Below are 15723 nucleotides of genomic sequence, written 5' to 3'. Positions count from 1 at the left end.
GGCCCGGTAAACATTTCACTCCCGGGCATGACAGATTAGCGCCCTGCTACTTTCCCACGTTTTTTGTTCGCGGCAGGCGTCTGGCGCTGATGCGCCACAGGCGTGTGCTTGGTCAACGCCGGACGGGTATGACGGTTCTGGCGACGCGCTTCGCGCATCTCTTCCAGCGTAGGCGCCGGAACCAGACATTCGCGACGGCCACCGATCAGATGCTTTTTCCCCATATCTTCCAGCGCCTGGCGGATTAACGGCCAGTTGGCTGGGTCGTGGTAACGCAGCAGCGCTTTATGCAGACGACGCTGTTTATCACCTTTCGGCACCACCACGTCTTCACTCTTGTAACCAATTTTACCCAGCGGGTTTTTCCCGGTGTAATACATGGTTGTGGAGTTCGCCAATGGTGATGGATAGAAGTTCTGCACCTGATCCAGACGGAAACGACGTTGCTTCAGCCACAGCGCCAGATTCACCATATCCTCGTCACGCGTCCCAGGATGCGCAGAAATAAAGTACGGGATCAGGTACTGCTCTTTACCGGCCTGTTTAGAGTAAGTGTCAAACAATTCCTTAAAGCGATCGTAGCTGCCCATCCCCGGCTTCATCATCTTCGACAGCGGGCCTTCTTCAGTATGCTCTGGCGCAATCTTCAGATAGCCGCCCACGTGGTGGGTCGCCAGCTCTTTGATATAGCGCGGATCTTCGACCGCGATGTCATAGCGCACACCTGAAGCGATAAGGATCTTTTTAATGCCTTTCAAATCACGCGCACGGCGATAGAGGTTAATCGTCGGCTCGTGGTTGGTATCCATATGCGGACAGATATCCGGGTAGACGCATGACAAACGACGGCAGGTTTGCTCCGCACGCGGTGACTTACAGCGCAGCATATACATGTTCGCCGTTGGGCCGCCGAGATCGGAAATCACGCCGGTAAAGCCCGGAACGGTGTCGCGAATAGCTTCGATTTCATTGATGATCGAGTCTTCAGAGCGGCTCTGGATAATGCGGCCTTCGTGCTCGGTGATCGAACAGAACGAGCAGCCGCCAAAACAGCCACGCATAATGTTGATCGAGAAACGGATCATCTCGTAGGCCGGAATGCGGCTGTCGCCATACGCCGGATGCGGCACGCGCTTGTACGGCAGCGCAAAGACGCTGTCCATTTCTTCGGTAGAGAGCGGAATGGCTGGCGGGTTGATCCAGATGTAGCGATCGCCATGCTTTTGCATCAGCGCGCGCGCACAGCCTGGGTTGGTTTCGTGGTGCAGGATACGCGACGCATGTGCATACAGCACTTTATCGCCCTTCACTTTTTCGAAGGACGGCAGCAGCACGTAGGTTTTTTCCCACGGTTTCGGGCGCGGCGGCTGTACAGTTACCGCTTTCGCTTCCTGCTTTTTCGGTGCGACAGGTTTGTTGTCGGCACACGGCAAATCCTCGCCGTACGGATGCGGGATCGGGTCAATTTTGCCCGGCGTGTCGAGACGCGTGGAATCCACCCCACTCCAGCCCGGCAGCGCTTCTTTAACCATAATCGCGGTGTTACGCACGTCGCGGATCTGATCGATAGTTTCACCCATCGCCAGACGATGCGCCACTTCCACCAACGGACGTTCGCCGTTACCGAACATCAGCATGTCGGCTTTTGAATCCACCAGCACGGAGCGACGAACGGTATCAGACCAGTAGTCGTAGTGCGCGGTACGGCGCAGGCTGGCCTCAATACCGCCGAGAATAACCGGCACATCTTTCCATGCTTCCTTACAGCGCTGGGTATAGACCAGCGTCGCGCGGTCCGGGCGTTTGCCCGCCACGTTGTCTGGCGTATATGCATCGTCATGGCGCAGTCGGCGATCGGCGGTATAACGGTTGATCATCGAATCCATGTTGCCTGCGGTTACACCAAAGAACAGGTTCGGTTTACCCAAACGCATAAAATCGTCTTTGTTGTTCCACTCCGGCTGGGCGATAATCCCAACACGAAAGCCCTGCGCTTCCAGCATACGGCCGCAAATTGCCATGCCAAAGCTGGGATGATCGACGTATGCATCGCCGGTAACCAGAATGATGTCGCAGCTATCCCAGCCAAGTTGGTCCATTTCGTCGCGTGACATCGGCAAAAATGGTGCCGGGCCAAAACAGGCAGCCCAGTACTGCGGCCAGGAGAAAAGGTCTCTGTCCGGCTGGATCAGGGATATTGCGCTCATAGTGCTTCCAAAAATGGTAAAAAAATAATCAAAGGCCGGGGATTATACGCTGTATGTCGGCAAGAAATGAAGTGGAGTCTGAGTCAGACAAGTAGAAAGTGATTTAAATTGTTAAATTTTACGACGCCCATTTTTATCATTCATAATTAACACCATGCCGGCCAGCTGAGATAACTCTTTTTCGGCGGGGGATTTTTCATTGCGACTCAACGATTCACTGCATATTTCCCAGTTACGGGTAGTTGTTCACCTATGCGGATTTCTGGTTCTTCTCTACAGCTTCTCCATGCTGCCGCCGATGACCATTGCTCTGTTAAATAAAGAGCGGAGCTTTTTCGCCTTTTTCAGCACATTTATGACGTTCTTTACCCTCGGCGGTGGAGCGTGGCTGGCAACCAAACATGCAGGAATTCAACTACGAACCCGGGATGGCTTCGTCATTATCGTCCTGTTCTGGCTGCTGTTTTCGTTTATCAGCGCCATGCCGATGTGGATGGACGATGGCTTAAATCTCTCCTTTGCCGATGCCCTGTTCGAAGGGGTTTCCGGGATAACCACCACTGGCGCTACGGTAATTGACGACGTCAGCGCCTTGCCGAAATCGTATCTGTACTATCGGGCTCAGCTCAATTTTATTGGCGGTCTGGGGGTTATTGTCCTTGCCGTGGCGGTATTACCCCTGCTGGGTATTGGTGGTATGAAGCTGTATCAGTCTGAAATGCCAGGTCCCTTTAAAGAAGAACGCCTCACGCCAAGGCTTGCTGATACCGCACGTACGCTGTGGCTGACCTACGTCATTCTCGGCCTTATTTGTACTCTGGCCTACTGGATTGCCGGGATGTCGTTTTTCGATGCCTTATGCCACGGGCTGTCGACGGTCTCTCTCGGCGGATTTTCCACCCGTAGTGAGAGCATCGGCTTTTATAACAGCCACGCTATTGAGTTAGTCGCCGGACTGTTTTCACTGCTGTCTGCGTTTAACTTCACCCTCTGGTACGTAGCTATTGTGAAACGTACCTTTAAGCCCTTTCGTCGTAATGCCGAGCTGCGTTTCTTTCTGCTTATTGCGCTAGTTGTCACCTTGATCGCTACCTGGCAGGTCTGGCGGGCGGGTATGTACGGGATCACGGACAGCCTGGTGCATGCCTTTTTTCTGGCCAGCTCCATGCTGACAGATAATGGCCTGTCGACGGCGGATTATGCGCAGTGGCCTTCGCACACGATATTCATGCTGCTCAGCGCCAGTTTCTTCGGCGGTTGTGTCGGCTCGACCTGCGGGGGGATTAAGGTGCTGCGTTTTTTGATTATGTTCAAGCAATGCCGTCAGGAGTTACATCAGCTCGCGCATCCTCGCGCCCTGCTGAATATCAAAGTGGGCAATAACGTGGTAAGTGACCGAGTAGTGCGTTCGGTATGGAGCTTTTTCTTTCTCTACGTTTTATTTACCAGCTTTTTTATCTGGGCGCTCAATCTGATGGGCTACGATCTCTTCTCCTCTTTCGCCACCGTTGCCGCCTGCATCAATAACATGGGGCTGGGATTTGGCATCACCGCAACGACGTTTGGCACCTTAAACGAGGAGGCAAAACTTCTGATGTGCGCGGCCATGATCATGGGGCGTCTGGAGATTTACCCCATTCTGATCCTGTTCTCGCGCATGTTCTGGCGGGCGTAACGGAAACTCCGGCGCATTACGGCGCCGGGTTCACCAACATCTGTCCGATCGAGCCACGATCCGCCATTTCCAGCGTCTGACTGTTAAAGTAGAACGGGAAATGAGCCCAGGAAGGTTGTCCATAGTAGACCAGTAATTCAACCTGGCCGTCGACCCAGACGGTATCTTTCCAGCCCCGGTCTTCCGGGAACGGCATTGCGCCATTCACATTACGGATCAGGAACGAGACGCCTTCGATATGGAAAGACTGAGGCATATCCGCCCGTACCGTCCAGCGCTCCCAGGAGCCCTGCTGAGCGGTAATATCCATGCGGTTGACGTCCCACAGCTGACCGTTGATGCCGGGATCGTCATCCAGACTGATATCACGGCTGCGAATCGGTGAACCACTGAGGATTTCCGTTGGCAGCAGGCGCATTGGCAGACTGTCGGTCACCAGCGGCAGGAGACCGGTCGGGCGCAGCGTCAATACCAGCGTGGAGATGAGAATACTGGAAGGCTCAAAGAATCCGCGGATCCTGTCGACAATGCTGGCCGCCTCACCACAGGTGATAGAGACCTCATTTCCGTTAGTCATATCCACCAGGATCTCACGGCGCTCGCCAGGCGCCAGCGAGAGCTGCTTCACCGAAACGGGCGCAGGTAAAAAGCCCTGATCGCTGGAAATCACATGCAGCGCGCGGCCATCGCTCATTTGCAACTGGTAACGACGCGAGTTTGAAGCGTTCAGCAAACGCAAACGCACCCAGCCGCGAGAGACTTCGACATACGGGCTTTGCGCCCCGTTGACCAGCAGCGTATCACCGACAAAACCACCGCTGCCGGGTTCGCTGTACTCCGGCGTACCAAAGTTGTCCAGACGCTTGTCCTGGATAATGATCGGAAAATCATCCACGCCGTAGTGGTTGGGAATAGACAGTGATTTACTCACTTCATCTTCAATCAGCCACATCCCGGCAAGACCGTTATAAACCTGCTGGGCAGTACGATTTGGCGTATTGGCGTGATACCACAGCGTAGCGGCATTCTGACGAATCGGCAGCACTGGTGCCCAGTCTGCATTAGGGGACATCATGCGCGCCGGGCCGCCCATCAGCGGGCCTGGCACCTGTAATCCAGCGACAGTCATCGAGACATTTTCAGTCAGACGGTTGCTGTAGATAAGTTTGACGTCATCCCCTTTCCAGACGCGGATCGTCGGTCCCAGGTAGCGACCGTTAATCCCCCAGACAGGTGCGCGCGTGCCTTGCGTGAAGGACCAGTGGGCGCGTTGCAGCGTCATAAATAACGGCTGCCCCCGACGGGACTCCAGCAGCGGAGGTACGGGTAACGGTTGTTGCTGACCGGCAGCATTAGCCTTCAGCGGAACAGCACCTGCACACAGTGCGATCCCCGATGCCTGAATGAACTGACGCCGACTGAATGACATATAAACTCCATGAAAAACTGGCGATTAACACGCAGGAAATCTTTTCCTGTAACAAACCCGAATTGCGCGGATTAAACCTTACCGGCGGCTTCCCGCTCAGCAACTTCTTTATCGAGTTCTGCGATTTTTTGTTCCATCAGCGTACGACAATGCGCTGCCAGTTCACGAACCTGATCTTTCCCAAAATGGCTAATATCTACCGGTGGCAACATCTCTACAATCGCCAGACCATTATTGAGTCGGTTGAGTTTTATCTTGTTCGAGGTAGTTGAAACGCACACCGGAATAACCGGGACACCCGCCGCAATCGCCGCATGAAACGCGCCGGTTTTAAACGGCAGCAGACCGCGACCACGGCTGCGCGTTCCTTCCGGGAACATCCAGATAGAAATACGACGTTTTTTGAAATGATTCACCACCGCCGCAATGGTGCTGTGCGCTTTGGTACGGTTGTTTCTGTCAATCAGCAGGTTGCCGGTTAACCAGTACAGCAGCCCGAAGAATGGGATCCACAACAGGCTTTTTTTACCTACCGTCACCGTCGGCGGCTGAACAATATTCGCAGCGGTAACCATGTCATAGTTGTTCTGATGATTACAAATATAGATAGCATTACCATAGTTCTGCGCGTCTGCCGGCATGCGGCACTCAACCTTCAGGCCATAAAGGGGAGCCAGGCGGCCAAACATATGACCGAACGTTGCGACGTGTTTTGGATTTCGTGGGCTGAACAGACAGTATATGCAACCGAAAATACAGACCAGAACGCAGTAAATAACAGTAATGATTAAACGAAAAATATATAGCATAACAACCTCTGAGGCCTAAGAGCCTGGCATTTTACGTCACCTGATTCATCACGCAGTATCAGGTTAGGGCTTTGTTAAGGGCGGCTCTCTGGAAAAGCGTATTGTTAATCGCAACGCACGAATAAACAACGGTTTCACGGGAATTTTTAACGTTGGCTCTCCCCGGGCTAAAACAGGGAGAGCCGGACGGTAGCGTTATTCTTCGCTGTCGCCGTGACTGGCGCGTCGAGGCGAGTCAATGTCAATGCGATCGATACGCTGCAGACCACGCATTAGCGTACCGCGACGGCCACGCTCGCCGGTCACTTTCTGCAACTCTTCAGGACGCAGTTTAATTTTGCGCTTACCGACGTGGATAGTCAGCGTGCTTTGTGGCGGCAGCACGTAGAGCTGCGCCAGGCCATCTTCGCCTTTCGCCGCTTCCGCTGAAGGGATATTGATAATCTTGTTCCCTTTGCCTTTTGACAATTGCGGCAAATCGCTTACCGGGAACATCAACATGCGACCGGCCTGGGTGATTGCCAGCAGCATATCGGTTTCATCTTCAATCACAACCGGCGGCATAACGCGCGCATTTTCTGGCAGCGTAATCAATGCTTTACCAGCACGGTTACGAGCTACCAGGTCGTTGAAGGTGCAGACAAAACCGTAACCCGCATCGGATGCCATCAGCAGTTTCTGATCGTCGCCTTCCATCAGCATGTGCTCAACCGTCGCGCCCGGCGGCAGCGTGAGCTTCCCGGTCAGCGGTTCACCCTGTCCACGCGCCGACGGCAGCGTAATCGGGTCGATGGCGTAGCTGCGTCCGGTCGAGTCCACGAACACCACCGGCTGGTTGCTCTTACCCTTCACCGCAGACTTAAAGCTGTCGCCCGCTTTATAGCTTAATCCCGGCGCATCAATGTCGTGGCCTTTCGCGCTACGCACCCAACCACTCTGAGACAGCACAATGGTCACTGGCTCTGACGGCAGCATGTCGTGCTCGCTCATCGCCTTCGCTTCTTCACGTTCCTGCAGCGGAGAGCGGCGTTCGTCGCCATAGGCCTCGGCATCAGCCTGCAGCTCTTTCTTCAGCAGGTTACTCATTTTACGCTCGGAAGCCAGAATGCCTTGCAGCTGATCGCGCTCTTTCGCCAGCTCATCCTGCTCGCCGCGGATTTTCATCTCTTCGAGTTTGGCAAGGTGGCGCAATTTCAGCTCAAGAATGGCTTCAGCCTGGGTTTCAGAAATGCCAAACCGCGACATCAGCTCGGGCTTAGGTTCATCCTCATGACGAATAATTTCGATCACTTCGTCAATGTTGAGGAACGCCACCAGCAAACCTTCAAGGATATGCAAGCGTTTAAGCACTTTTTCCAGACGATAGTTCAGGCGACGACGTACGGTATCGCGGCGGAACGCCAGCCATTCGGTGAGGATCTCCAGCAGATTTTTCACCGCCGGACGACCATCAAGACCGATCATATTCAGATTGATGCGGTAGCTTTTTTCCAGATCGGTGGTGGCAAACAGGTGGTTCATCACCTGCTCCATATCCACACGATTGGAGCGCGGGACAATCACCAGACGGGTCGGGTTTTCGTGATCCGATTCGTCGCGCAGGTCGTCTACCATCGGCAGCTTTTTATTGCGCATTTGAGCGGCGATCTGCTCCAGCACTTTTGCCCCGGAAACCTGATGCGGCAGTGCGGAAATCACCACCGCGCCGTCTTCTTTCGTCCATACCGCACGCATACGTACGGAGCCACGTCCGTTTTCGTAAATCTTACGAATCTCTGCCCGCGAGGTAATGATCTCCGCTTCGGTCGGGTAATCCGGCCCCTGCACGATGTCCAGCAACTGATCCAGCGTCGTTTTCGGCTGCTCAATCAGGGTAATCGCCGCTTTCGCCACTTCACGCAGGTTGTGTGGCGGAATGTCCGTCGCCATACCAACGGCAATACCGGTCGTGCCGTTCAACAGAATATTTGGCAGACGCGCAGGCAGCATCTTCGGTTCCTGCATGGTGCCGTCGAAGTTTGGCACCCAGTCCGACGTTCCCTGGCCGAGTTCACCCAGCAGAACTTCCGCATATTTAGACAGGCGGGATTCGGTATAACGCATCGCCGCGAAGGATTTCGGATCGTCCGGCGCCCCCCAGTTCCCCTGCCCGTCGACCAGCGGATAGCGGTAAGAGAAAGGCTGCGCCATCAGCACCATCGCTTCATAACAAGCGCTGTCGCCGTGTGGGTGGTATTTACCCAGTACGTCACCGACGGTACGGGCGGATTTTTTAAATTTGGCGCTGGCATTCAGCCCCAGTTCGGACATCGCGTACACGATGCGACGCTGAACGGGTTTCAAACCATCGCCAATAAACGGCAACGCCCTGTCCATGATGACGTACATGGAGTAGTTCAGATAGGCGGTTTCCGTGAATTCATGCAGCGCCAGGCGCTCTGCCATATCGCTCATTAATCGTGGTTCCTCAACTTTGTACCCCTCTATTGAAGGGCAATATTGCCGCAGATACTACCCTATCTGGCGTGTTGAGTCACAAAGAAAAGGGCCACGAGTGCGGCCCTGATGGGGATTATTTGGCAACTTTGGTAATCTGTTTCACGTCGATTTCAACGGAGTTCCAGTCTTTATCCACTTCCCCCTGGATTTCAACCACATCCTGCGGTGTGACGGTTACGCCGTTCCAGCGCTTGTGGTCGATATCCACATTCACTGTGCCGGTCGCATCTTTAAACACATACAGGTCGTCGGAAATACGCTCAACGATGTTCCCGCGCAGGGTAACCCAAGTGTCATCACGCAGTGATTTGGCGCTTTCTACCGTCGCGCTGCTACCATTCGGGCCGACAAATCCGCCATTTTGGCTTTGCGTGGTGGTTGTCGGTCCAGAGAAACCGCCCTGCTGCGCTGCCAGAACAGGTGCGGAACACAGTGCCATTACGGCAACCATTGCAGCTAATTTTTTCATCGTCATGTCTCCCTTTCATTTTGGTTTACGACTATTAAATAAGTTAATCCTTAACAAGTTCTTAAGGCAAAAAAAGATACTTTTTTTGCTGTACAGAGGCTGTAGTCACAAGGTTTACTGACGCTAATGAGCGCGGCTGCAGGGAAGAACATATGCGTATTTTACTGATCGAAGATGACACATTGATCGGCGACGGCCTGAAAACAGGTCTGAGTAAAATGGGTTTCAGCATCGACTGGTTTACCGAGGGTCGCCAGGGGAAAGAAGCGCTCTACAGCGCCCCTTATGATGCGGTGATCCTCGACCTGACGCTGCCAGGCATCGACGGACGGGACATCTTGCGCGAATGGCGAGCCAACGGGAAGCAGGAGCCAGTGCTGATTCTGACCGCTCGCGACGCGCTGGCGGAACGCGTTGAGGGTCTGCGTCTCGGCGCGGATGACTATCTGTGCAAACCCTTTGCGCTGATCGAAGTTGCCGCCAGACTGGAGGCGCTGGTGCGCCGTGCCAGCGGCCAGGCGAGCAACATATTGCGCCATGGTCAGGTGACGCTCGATCCCGGCGCGCTGGTTGCCACGGCGGCAGATGAGCCTTTGTCTCTCAAACCCAAAGAGTTCGCTCTACTGGAGCTGCTGATGCGCAATAAGGGTCGCGTCCTGCCCCGCAAACTGATTGAAGAAAAACTGTATACCTGGGACGAAACCGTCTCCAGCAATGCGATTGAGGTACACGTCCATCACTTACGCCGTAAGCTCGGCAGCGACTTTATCCGTACCGTGCATGGCATTGGCTACACCCTGGGTGACGCATGAAACTCACACAACGCCTCAGCCTGCGCGTCAGGCTAACGCTTATTTTTCTGATTCTGGCATCAGCAACCTGGGCCGTTTCGAGCTTTGTAGCCTGGAAGCAGACCACCGACAATGTCGATGAGCTGTTTGATACCCAACTGATGTTGTTCGCCAAGCGGCTTAGCACGTTGGATATCAGCGACGTCACCACCTCAAGCAATATGGCTCGCACGCCGAAGAAGCTCAAGCACGGCCATATTGATGACGACGCGCTGACGTTTGCCATCTTCACCATCGACGGCAAAATGGTATTGCACGATGGCGACAACGGCCAGGACATTCCCTACAGCTACACCCGCGAAGGCTTTACCGATGGCCAACTCAAGGGGGACAACGACGCATGGCGTTTTCTGTGGCTGAATTCCGCTGACGGCAAATACCGCATTGTGGTAGGCCAGGAGTGGGAGTATCGAGAGGATATGGCGCTGTCGATCGTCACCGCCCAGTTAACACCGTGGTTGATTGCGCTGCCGCTGATGTTGCTAATCCTGGTGGTCATGATTAGCCGTGAACTCAGGCCGCTGAAAAAACTGGCGCAGGCTCTGCGCTGGCGCTCACCGGAATCGGAAGAGCCGCTCGATCCGAAAGGTGTACCTAGCGAAGTGCGCCCGTTGGTTGAATCGCTCAATCAGTTGTTTACCCGCACCCATTCCATGATGGTCCGCGAACGGCGCTTCACTTCTGATGCTGCCCACGAGCTGCGCAGCCCGTTGACCGCGCTTAAAGTACAAACGGAAGTGGTGCAACTGTCAGACGACGACCCGCAAACGCGGGAAAAAGCGCTGGTACAGTTGCATGCGGGAATTGAACGCGCCACCCGACTGGTCGATCAGTTACTGACGCTTTCACGCCTCGACTCCCTCGACAATCTTCAGGATGTGGCGAAAATCTCGCTGGAGGAGCTTTTGCAATCCGCGGTGATGGATATCTACCATCCAGCCCAGCAGGCGCACATCGACGTGCGTTTGCAGATTAACGCGCACAACATCATGCGCACAGGACAGCCGCTGTTGCTGAGCCTGATGGTACGAAATCTACTGGATAATGCGATCCGCTACAGCCCCCGGGGTAGCATTGTGGAAGTGACGCTCAACGCCCGGAATTTTAGCGTCAAGGATAATGGTCCTGGCGTTGCGCCAGAGGTCCTTATGCACATCGGGGAACGCTTTTATCGTCCACCGGGACAAAGCGTGACCGGCAGCGGTCTCGGCCTATCGATTGTCCGCCGTATCGCAATATTGCATGGAATGTCAGCCTCGTTTGGCAACGCTCCGCAAGGTGGCTTTGAAGCGAAGGTCAGTTGGTAATTGCGTTATTATTGCTCAAATAGCAAAAGACTTTGCACATTTTGCTAATTTCACCGCGTCGCTGGTAGGGGTAAAATCGTCTTCAAACGTATTTCCCTAAGGACACAAAATGAGCAACATTCTGATTATCAATGGTGCGAAAAAATTCGCCCACTCCAACGGTCAGTTAAACGACACCCTGACCGAGGTCGCGGATGGCCTTCTGCGCGACCTCGGGCATGATGTTAAAATCGTGCGCGCCGACAGCGACTATGACATTCCTGATGAAGTACAGAACTTCGTCTGGGCCGATGTGGTTATCTGGCAAATGCCTGGCTGGTGGATGGGTGCGCCGTGGACCGTGAAAAAATACATTGATGACGTGTTTACCGAAGGTCACGGTACGCTGTACGCCAGCGATGGTCGCACGCGTTCAGATGCGTCTAAAAAATACGGCTCCGGTGGGCTGATTCAGGGCAAAAAATACATGCTGTCACTGACCTGGAACGCACCGATGGAAGCTTTTACTGAAAAAGATCAGTTCTTCCATGGCGTTGGCGTTGATGGCGTTTATCTCCCGTTCCATAAAGCAAACCAGTTCCTGGGAATGGAAGCGCTGCCGACCTTTATCACCAATGACGTGATTAAAATGCCGGACGTCCCGCGTTATATCGCAGAATATCGCAAGCATCTGAACGAAATTTTTGGTTAACTGGTAACCTGGAATTAGAAGGAGTTAACCATGCTTACCGTTATTGCAGAAATCCGTACACGTCCAGGTCAACATCACCGCCAGGCGGTACTGGATCAATTCGCTAAAATCGTTCCAACCGTATTGAAAGAAGAAGGCTGCCACGGCTACGCGCCGATGGTCGATCATGCTGCTGGCGTCAGTTTTCAGACCACAGCCCCGGACTCAATCGTGATGGTTGAACAGTGGGAAAGCATTGCGCATCTTGAAGCGCATTTGCAGACACCGCATATGAAAGCCTATAGCGAAGCCGTGAAAGGCGACGTGCTGGACATGAGTATTCGTATTCTGGAGTCTGGCATTTAAGATTGTCGATTTGCCGGATAACGCCATAAACAGACGTATCCGGCTTATATTGCAATCCTCAGGCCTGGTAAGCCCAGCGCCACCAGGCATTCACGGTCAATTACCCTTCGAGATCCGCCAGGTCGCCTTTCTCCTGCAACCAGTTACGGCGATCTTCAGAACGCTTCTTGGCCAGCAGCATATCCATCATTGCGTTGGTACGCTGATCGTCTTCGTCATCGATGATGAGCTGCACCAGGCGGCGGGTATTCGGATCCAGCGTGGTTTCACGCAGCTGCATCGGGTTCATTTCACCCAGACCTTTAAAGCGCTGCACGTTCGGCTTGCCTTTCTTGCGCTTTAACTGCTCCAGCACGCCCGCTTTCTCTTCTTCCGTCAGCGCGTAATACACCTCTTTACCGAGGTCGATACGGTATAACGGCGGCAGCGCCACATAGACGTGACCGTGTTTCACCAGCGTACGGAAGTGTTTCACAAACAGCGCGCACAGCAGCGTGGCGATGTGCAAACCATCGGAGTCCGCATCCGCCAGAATACAGATCTTACCGTAGCGCAGCTGGCTCAGATCATCACTGTCCGGATCGATGCCGATCGCCACCGAAATATCGTGAACTTCCTGCGAGGCCAACACTTCATCGGAAGAGACTTCCCAGGTGTTGAGGATCTTACCTTTCAGCGGCATGATCGCCTGATATTCACGATCGCGCGCCTGTTTAGCCGATCCGCCCGCCGAGTCACCTTCGACGAGGAACAGTTCGGTGCGATTAAGATCCTGTGCGGTACAGTCCGCCAGTTTCCCCGGCAACGCCGGACCGCTGGTCAACTTTTTACGCACCACTTTTTTCGCCGCCCGCAGACGACGCTGGGCGCTGGAAATCGCCATCTCAGCCAGCAGTTCGGCTGATTGCACGTTCTGGTTCAGCCACAGGCTGAAAGCATCTTTCACCACGCCAGAGACGAATGCCGCGCACTGCCGCGAAGAGAGGCGCTCTTTGGTTTGTCCGGCAAACTGCGGATCCTGCATTTTTACTGACAGCACGTAAGCACAGCGATCCCAGATATCTTCCGCCGACAGCTTCACACCGCGCGGCAGAATATTGCGGTATTCACAGAACTCGCGCATTGCATCCAGCAAACCCTGGCGCAGGCCGTTAACGTGCGTACCGCCCTGCATGGTTGGGATCAGGTTCACATAGCTTTCAGTCAGCAGCTCGCCGCCTTCCGGCAGCCAGAGCAGCGCCCAGTCCACGGTTTCTGTTTCACCGCTGAAATTACCGATAAACGGTTTTTCCGGCAGCGTCGGCAGGCCATTTACCGCTTCGCTCAGATAGTCATTCAGGCCATCCTGGTAGCACCAGCGCTGTTCACTGTTATTGACCTCATCCTTAAAGGTGATCTCAACGCCTGGGCACAGCACAGCTTTGGCTTTCAGTACGTGCGTTAAGCGCGAAACGGAAAAACGCGGGCTGTCAAAGAAGCTTTCATCCGGCCAGAAGTGCACGCTGGTTCCGGTATTGCGTTTACCGCAGGTACCGACAACCTGTAAATCTTGCACCTTATCGCCGTTCTCAAACGCGATGTTGTACACCTGCCCGTCGCGGCGCACATTCACTTCCACACGCTTCGACAGGGCGTTGACCACGGAGATCCCCACCCCATGTAAACCACCAGAGAACTGATAGTTTTTGTTGGAGAACTTACCGCCTGCGTGCAGACGACAGAGGATCAGCTCTACCGCCGGAACGCCCTCTTCAGGGTGAATGTCTACCGGCATGCCGCGGCCATCATCAATAACTTCCAGAGACTGGTCGGCATGTAAAATCACGTCCACGCGTTTTGCGTGGCCCGCCAGTGCTTCATCCACACTGTTATCAATCACTTCCTGTCCAAGATGGTTCGGACGGGTTGTATCGGTGTACATCCCCGGGCGACGGCGTACCGGCTCAAGCCCAGTGAGTACCTCAATGGCATCAGCGTTATAAGTTTGCGTCATGGTTTAAATAAGCAATTCGAATTGATCGTCAGAAACTGTGCAGTCCAAGGAAATCGACAATCGGGTTGAAATAATCTTCGAAGCCCGTGAATGCGTGGTTTCCGCCCTCAATAACTGTCTGGCGGCAGGAGGCGTAATACGCCACCGCCTGGCGGTAGTCCAACACTTCATCGCCCGTTTGTTGAAGCAGCCAGATCAAATCCGGCGCTTCCAGCGGGTCAATCTGCATGACTTTAAGATCGTAAATATGGCGTGACTCTAGCACATATTGCTGCCCCGTGTAGGGGTTCTCGTTTTGACCGAGATAGTCGACCAGCAGTTCATAAGGTCGGACAGCAGGGTTCACCACCACCGCGGGCAGCATAAAACATTGCGACAGCCAGGTGGCGTAATAGCCTCCTAGTGAGGAACCGACAATTCCCAGCGACTCTCCGCCATGTTCAAGAATGATCGATTCCAGCATCTCTGCGGCTTGGGCCGGATACGGTGGCAGTTGGGGTACGATCATCTCAACGTGCGGATGATGCTCCGCCAGCCAGTTTTTCAGCAAACATGCCTTCGCCGAACGAGGAGAACTATTAAATCCGTGAAGATAAAGAAGCGTAGACATCAGTAGCCTTCTGAAGCGGTATCAGGGTGGAACCGATTACCCTGCAGACGGCGTACCTGAGTCTGCAACGTCCCGTCAGCAAAAAGCTCCAGCGTCCGCCAGCCGGGGCTGATGGTATCTAACGTGAAGTTGGAACAGTGTGGCTTAAACTGCACACAGGTCGACGGCGTCGCCAGCAGGCGGCGTCCGTTCCAGTCCAAATCCAGTTCCTGATGAATATGCCCACACAACAAATACTTGGCACGAGGATAATTCACCAGCACGTTATCCAGCTCTGCGGCATTACGCAGGCTATGCTGATCGAGCCAGCTACAACCTGCTGGCAGAGGATGATGATGCAGAAGCAGCAAAGTATTGCGCTCAGGCGCATCGGCAAGTTTACGTTCCAGCCATTCGAGCTGAAATTCGCTTAATTCACCGTGGGGAACGCCGAATACCTGGCTGTCCAGCAACAGGATTTGCCACTGTTCACCAATAAAAACGCGTTTAGCGGGTGAGATCCCCGCGTCCTGTAGCGCGCTGTACATTGCCGGCTGAAAATCGTGATTGCCCGGTAGCCAAACGCAGGGCGCACGAAAGCTTGCGATGCCCTCAGCAAAATGCTGATAGGCCGCAGCGGATTGATCCTGCGCCAAATCACCAGTCGCGACGATCAGATCGTATTCAGGCGACTCTGCATGTATTGCATCCAGTACGGATTGATAGCTATCCCAGGTGTTTACACCCAGCAGCGTTTCATGCTTTTCGGCAAACAGGTGAGTGTCTGTAATTTGTAAGATCCTGACTCTGGCCTCACCAGCCAAAGGAAGGGTTAACAGGCTTTCCAAATGGTGTCCTT

At 54.0% G+C, this 15723-nt stretch carries 13 protein-coding genes; 5 read left to right on the top strand and 8 right to left on the bottom strand.

Annotated elements, in window-relative coordinates; genetic code table 11:
* Window positions 1-35 precede the first annotated feature (35 nt).
* Window positions 36-2207, bottom strand: coding sequence for a YgiQ family radical SAM protein (locus tag OGV65_RS25080; protein ID WP_003024532.1), 2172 nt, complete (start codon window positions 2205-2207; stop codon window positions 36-38).
* Window positions 2208-2406: 199 nt separating this feature from the next.
* On the opposite strand from OGV65_RS25080, the gene OGV65_RS25075 reads away from it, so the two are divergent.
* Window positions 2407-3882 (top strand): TrkH family potassium uptake protein, encoded by a 1476-nt coding sequence (locus tag OGV65_RS25075; RefSeq protein ID WP_047358642.1) that lies wholly within the window; start codon window positions 2407-2409, stop codon window positions 3880-3882.
* Between the two features lie 16 nt (window positions 3883-3898).
* Here the strand turns inward: OGV65_RS25075 and ftsP are convergent, their stop codons facing one another.
* From ftsP to OGV65_RS25055, 4 genes are all read right to left on the bottom strand, one after another.
* On the bottom strand, window positions 3899-5311 hold the full coding sequence (ftsP, locus tag OGV65_RS25070; protein ID WP_016154508.1) for a cell division protein FtsP: 1413 nt from the start codon (window positions 5309-5311) through the stop codon (window positions 3899-3901).
* Window positions 5312-5382: 71 nt separating this feature from the next.
* Window positions 5383-6120, bottom strand: a complete 738-nt coding sequence (gene plsC, locus OGV65_RS25065; RefSeq protein WP_016154509.1) for a 1-acylglycerol-3-phosphate O-acyltransferase — start codon at window positions 6118-6120, stop codon at window positions 5383-5385.
* A 195-nt stretch (window positions 6121-6315) separates the two neighbouring features.
* On the bottom strand, window positions 6316-8574 hold the full coding sequence (parC, locus tag OGV65_RS25060; protein WP_049283274.1) for a DNA topoisomerase IV subunit A: 2259 nt from the start codon (window positions 8572-8574) through the stop codon (window positions 6316-6318).
* Window positions 8575-8692: 118 nt separating this feature from the next.
* Window positions 8693-9088, bottom strand: coding sequence for a YgiW/YdeI family stress tolerance OB fold protein (locus tag OGV65_RS25055; protein ID WP_016154511.1), 396 nt, complete (start codon window positions 9086-9088; stop codon window positions 8693-8695).
* 152 nt (window positions 9089-9240) lie between these two features.
* On the opposite strand from OGV65_RS25055, the gene qseB reads away from it, so the two are divergent.
* From qseB to OGV65_RS25035, 4 genes are all read left to right on the top strand, one after another.
* Window positions 9241-9900 carry a quorum sensing response regulator transcription factor QseB gene (qseB, locus tag OGV65_RS25050; protein ID WP_047499228.1) on the top strand — a complete coding sequence of 220 codons (660 nt, stop codon included), beginning with the start codon at window positions 9241-9243 and terminating at the stop codon, window positions 9898-9900.
* Window positions 9897-11246 carry a quorum sensing histidine kinase QseC gene (gene qseC, locus OGV65_RS25045; RefSeq protein ID WP_049283276.1) on the top strand — a complete coding sequence of 450 codons (1350 nt, stop codon included), beginning with the start codon at window positions 9897-9899 and terminating at the stop codon, window positions 11244-11246. The genes qseB and qseC overlap by 4 nt, the downstream gene beginning before the upstream one ends.
* Window positions 11247-11355: 109 nt before the next feature.
* Window positions 11356-11937, top strand: a complete 582-nt coding sequence (locus tag OGV65_RS25040; RefSeq protein ID WP_019077693.1) for an NAD(P)H-dependent oxidoreductase — start codon at window positions 11356-11358, stop codon at window positions 11935-11937.
* A gap of 30 nt (window positions 11938-11967) precedes the next feature.
* Window positions 11968-12282 carry a putative quinol monooxygenase gene (locus OGV65_RS25035; protein ID WP_016154515.1) on the top strand — a complete coding sequence of 105 codons (315 nt, stop codon included), beginning with the start codon at window positions 11968-11970 and terminating at the stop codon, window positions 12280-12282.
* A 100-nt stretch (window positions 12283-12382) separates the two neighbouring features.
* Here OGV65_RS25035 and parE read toward each other — a convergent pair whose 3' ends face one another.
* The 3 genes from parE to cpdA are packed head-to-tail and all read right to left on the bottom strand — an operon-like array spanning window position 12383 to window position 15712.
* Complete coding sequence (parE, locus tag OGV65_RS25030) at window positions 12383-14275, bottom strand: DNA topoisomerase IV subunit B (RefSeq protein WP_003024571.1); 1893 nt, start codon at window positions 14273-14275, stop codon at window positions 12383-12385.
* A gap of 28 nt (window positions 14276-14303) precedes the next feature.
* Entirely contained in the window at window positions 14304-14885 is a 582-nt protein-coding gene (gene yqiA, locus OGV65_RS25025; protein WP_003024575.1) for an esterase YqiA, read from the bottom strand.
* Window positions 14885-15712: a 3',5'-cyclic-AMP phosphodiesterase gene (gene cpdA, locus OGV65_RS25020; RefSeq protein WP_016154517.1), complete on the bottom strand. Its 828-nt coding sequence runs from the start codon at window positions 15710-15712 to the stop codon at window positions 14885-14887. Before cpdA ends, yqiA begins: the two co-directional genes overlap by 1 nt.
* Between the last annotated feature and the right edge of the window lie 11 nt (window positions 15713-15723).

The sequence above is a fragment of the Citrobacter sp. Cb004 genome, assembly GCF_030337065.1.
Lineage (GTDB): Bacteria > Pseudomonadota > Gammaproteobacteria > Enterobacterales > Enterobacteriaceae > Citrobacter > Citrobacter braakii.
The sequence above is the reverse complement of the archived record's forward strand: the minus strand, read 5'-3'. Positions and strand labels throughout refer to the sequence as shown.

Coding starts and splice junctions, on each gene's coding strand:
- OGV65_RS25080 (WP_003024532.1), bottom strand. CDS start 2,207: ATGAGCGCAATATCCCTGATCCAGCCGGACAGAGACCTTTTCTCCTGG.
- parE (WP_003024571.1), bottom strand. CDS start 14,275: ATGACGCAAACTTATAACGCTGATGCCATTGAGGTACTCACTGGGCTT.
- parC (WP_049283274.1), bottom strand. CDS start 8,574: ATGAGCGATATGGCAGAGCGCCTGGCGCTGCATGAATTCACGGAAACC.
- plsC (WP_016154509.1), bottom strand. CDS start 6,120: ATGCTATATATTTTTCGTTTAATCATTACTGTTATTTACTGCGTTCTG.
- OGV65_RS25055 (WP_016154511.1), bottom strand. CDS start 9,088: ATGAAAAAATTAGCTGCAATGGTTGCCGTAATGGCACTGTGTTCCGCA.
- qseB (WP_047499228.1), top strand. CDS start 9,241: ATGCGTATTTTACTGATCGAAGATGACACATTGATCGGCGACGGCCTG.
- OGV65_RS25040 (WP_019077693.1), top strand. CDS start 11,356: ATGAGCAACATTCTGATTATCAATGGTGCGAAAAAATTCGCCCACTCC.
- yqiA (WP_003024575.1), bottom strand. CDS start 14,885: ATGTCTACGCTTCTTTATCTTCACGGATTTAATAGTTCTCCTCGTTCG.
- qseC (WP_049283276.1), top strand. CDS start 9,897: ATGAAACTCACACAACGCCTCAGCCTGCGCGTCAGGCTAACGCTTATT.
- ftsP (WP_016154508.1), bottom strand. CDS start 5,311: ATGTCATTCAGTCGGCGTCAGTTCATTCAGGCATCGGGGATCGCACTG.
- OGV65_RS25035 (WP_016154515.1), top strand. CDS start 11,968: ATGCTTACCGTTATTGCAGAAATCCGTACACGTCCAGGTCAACATCAC.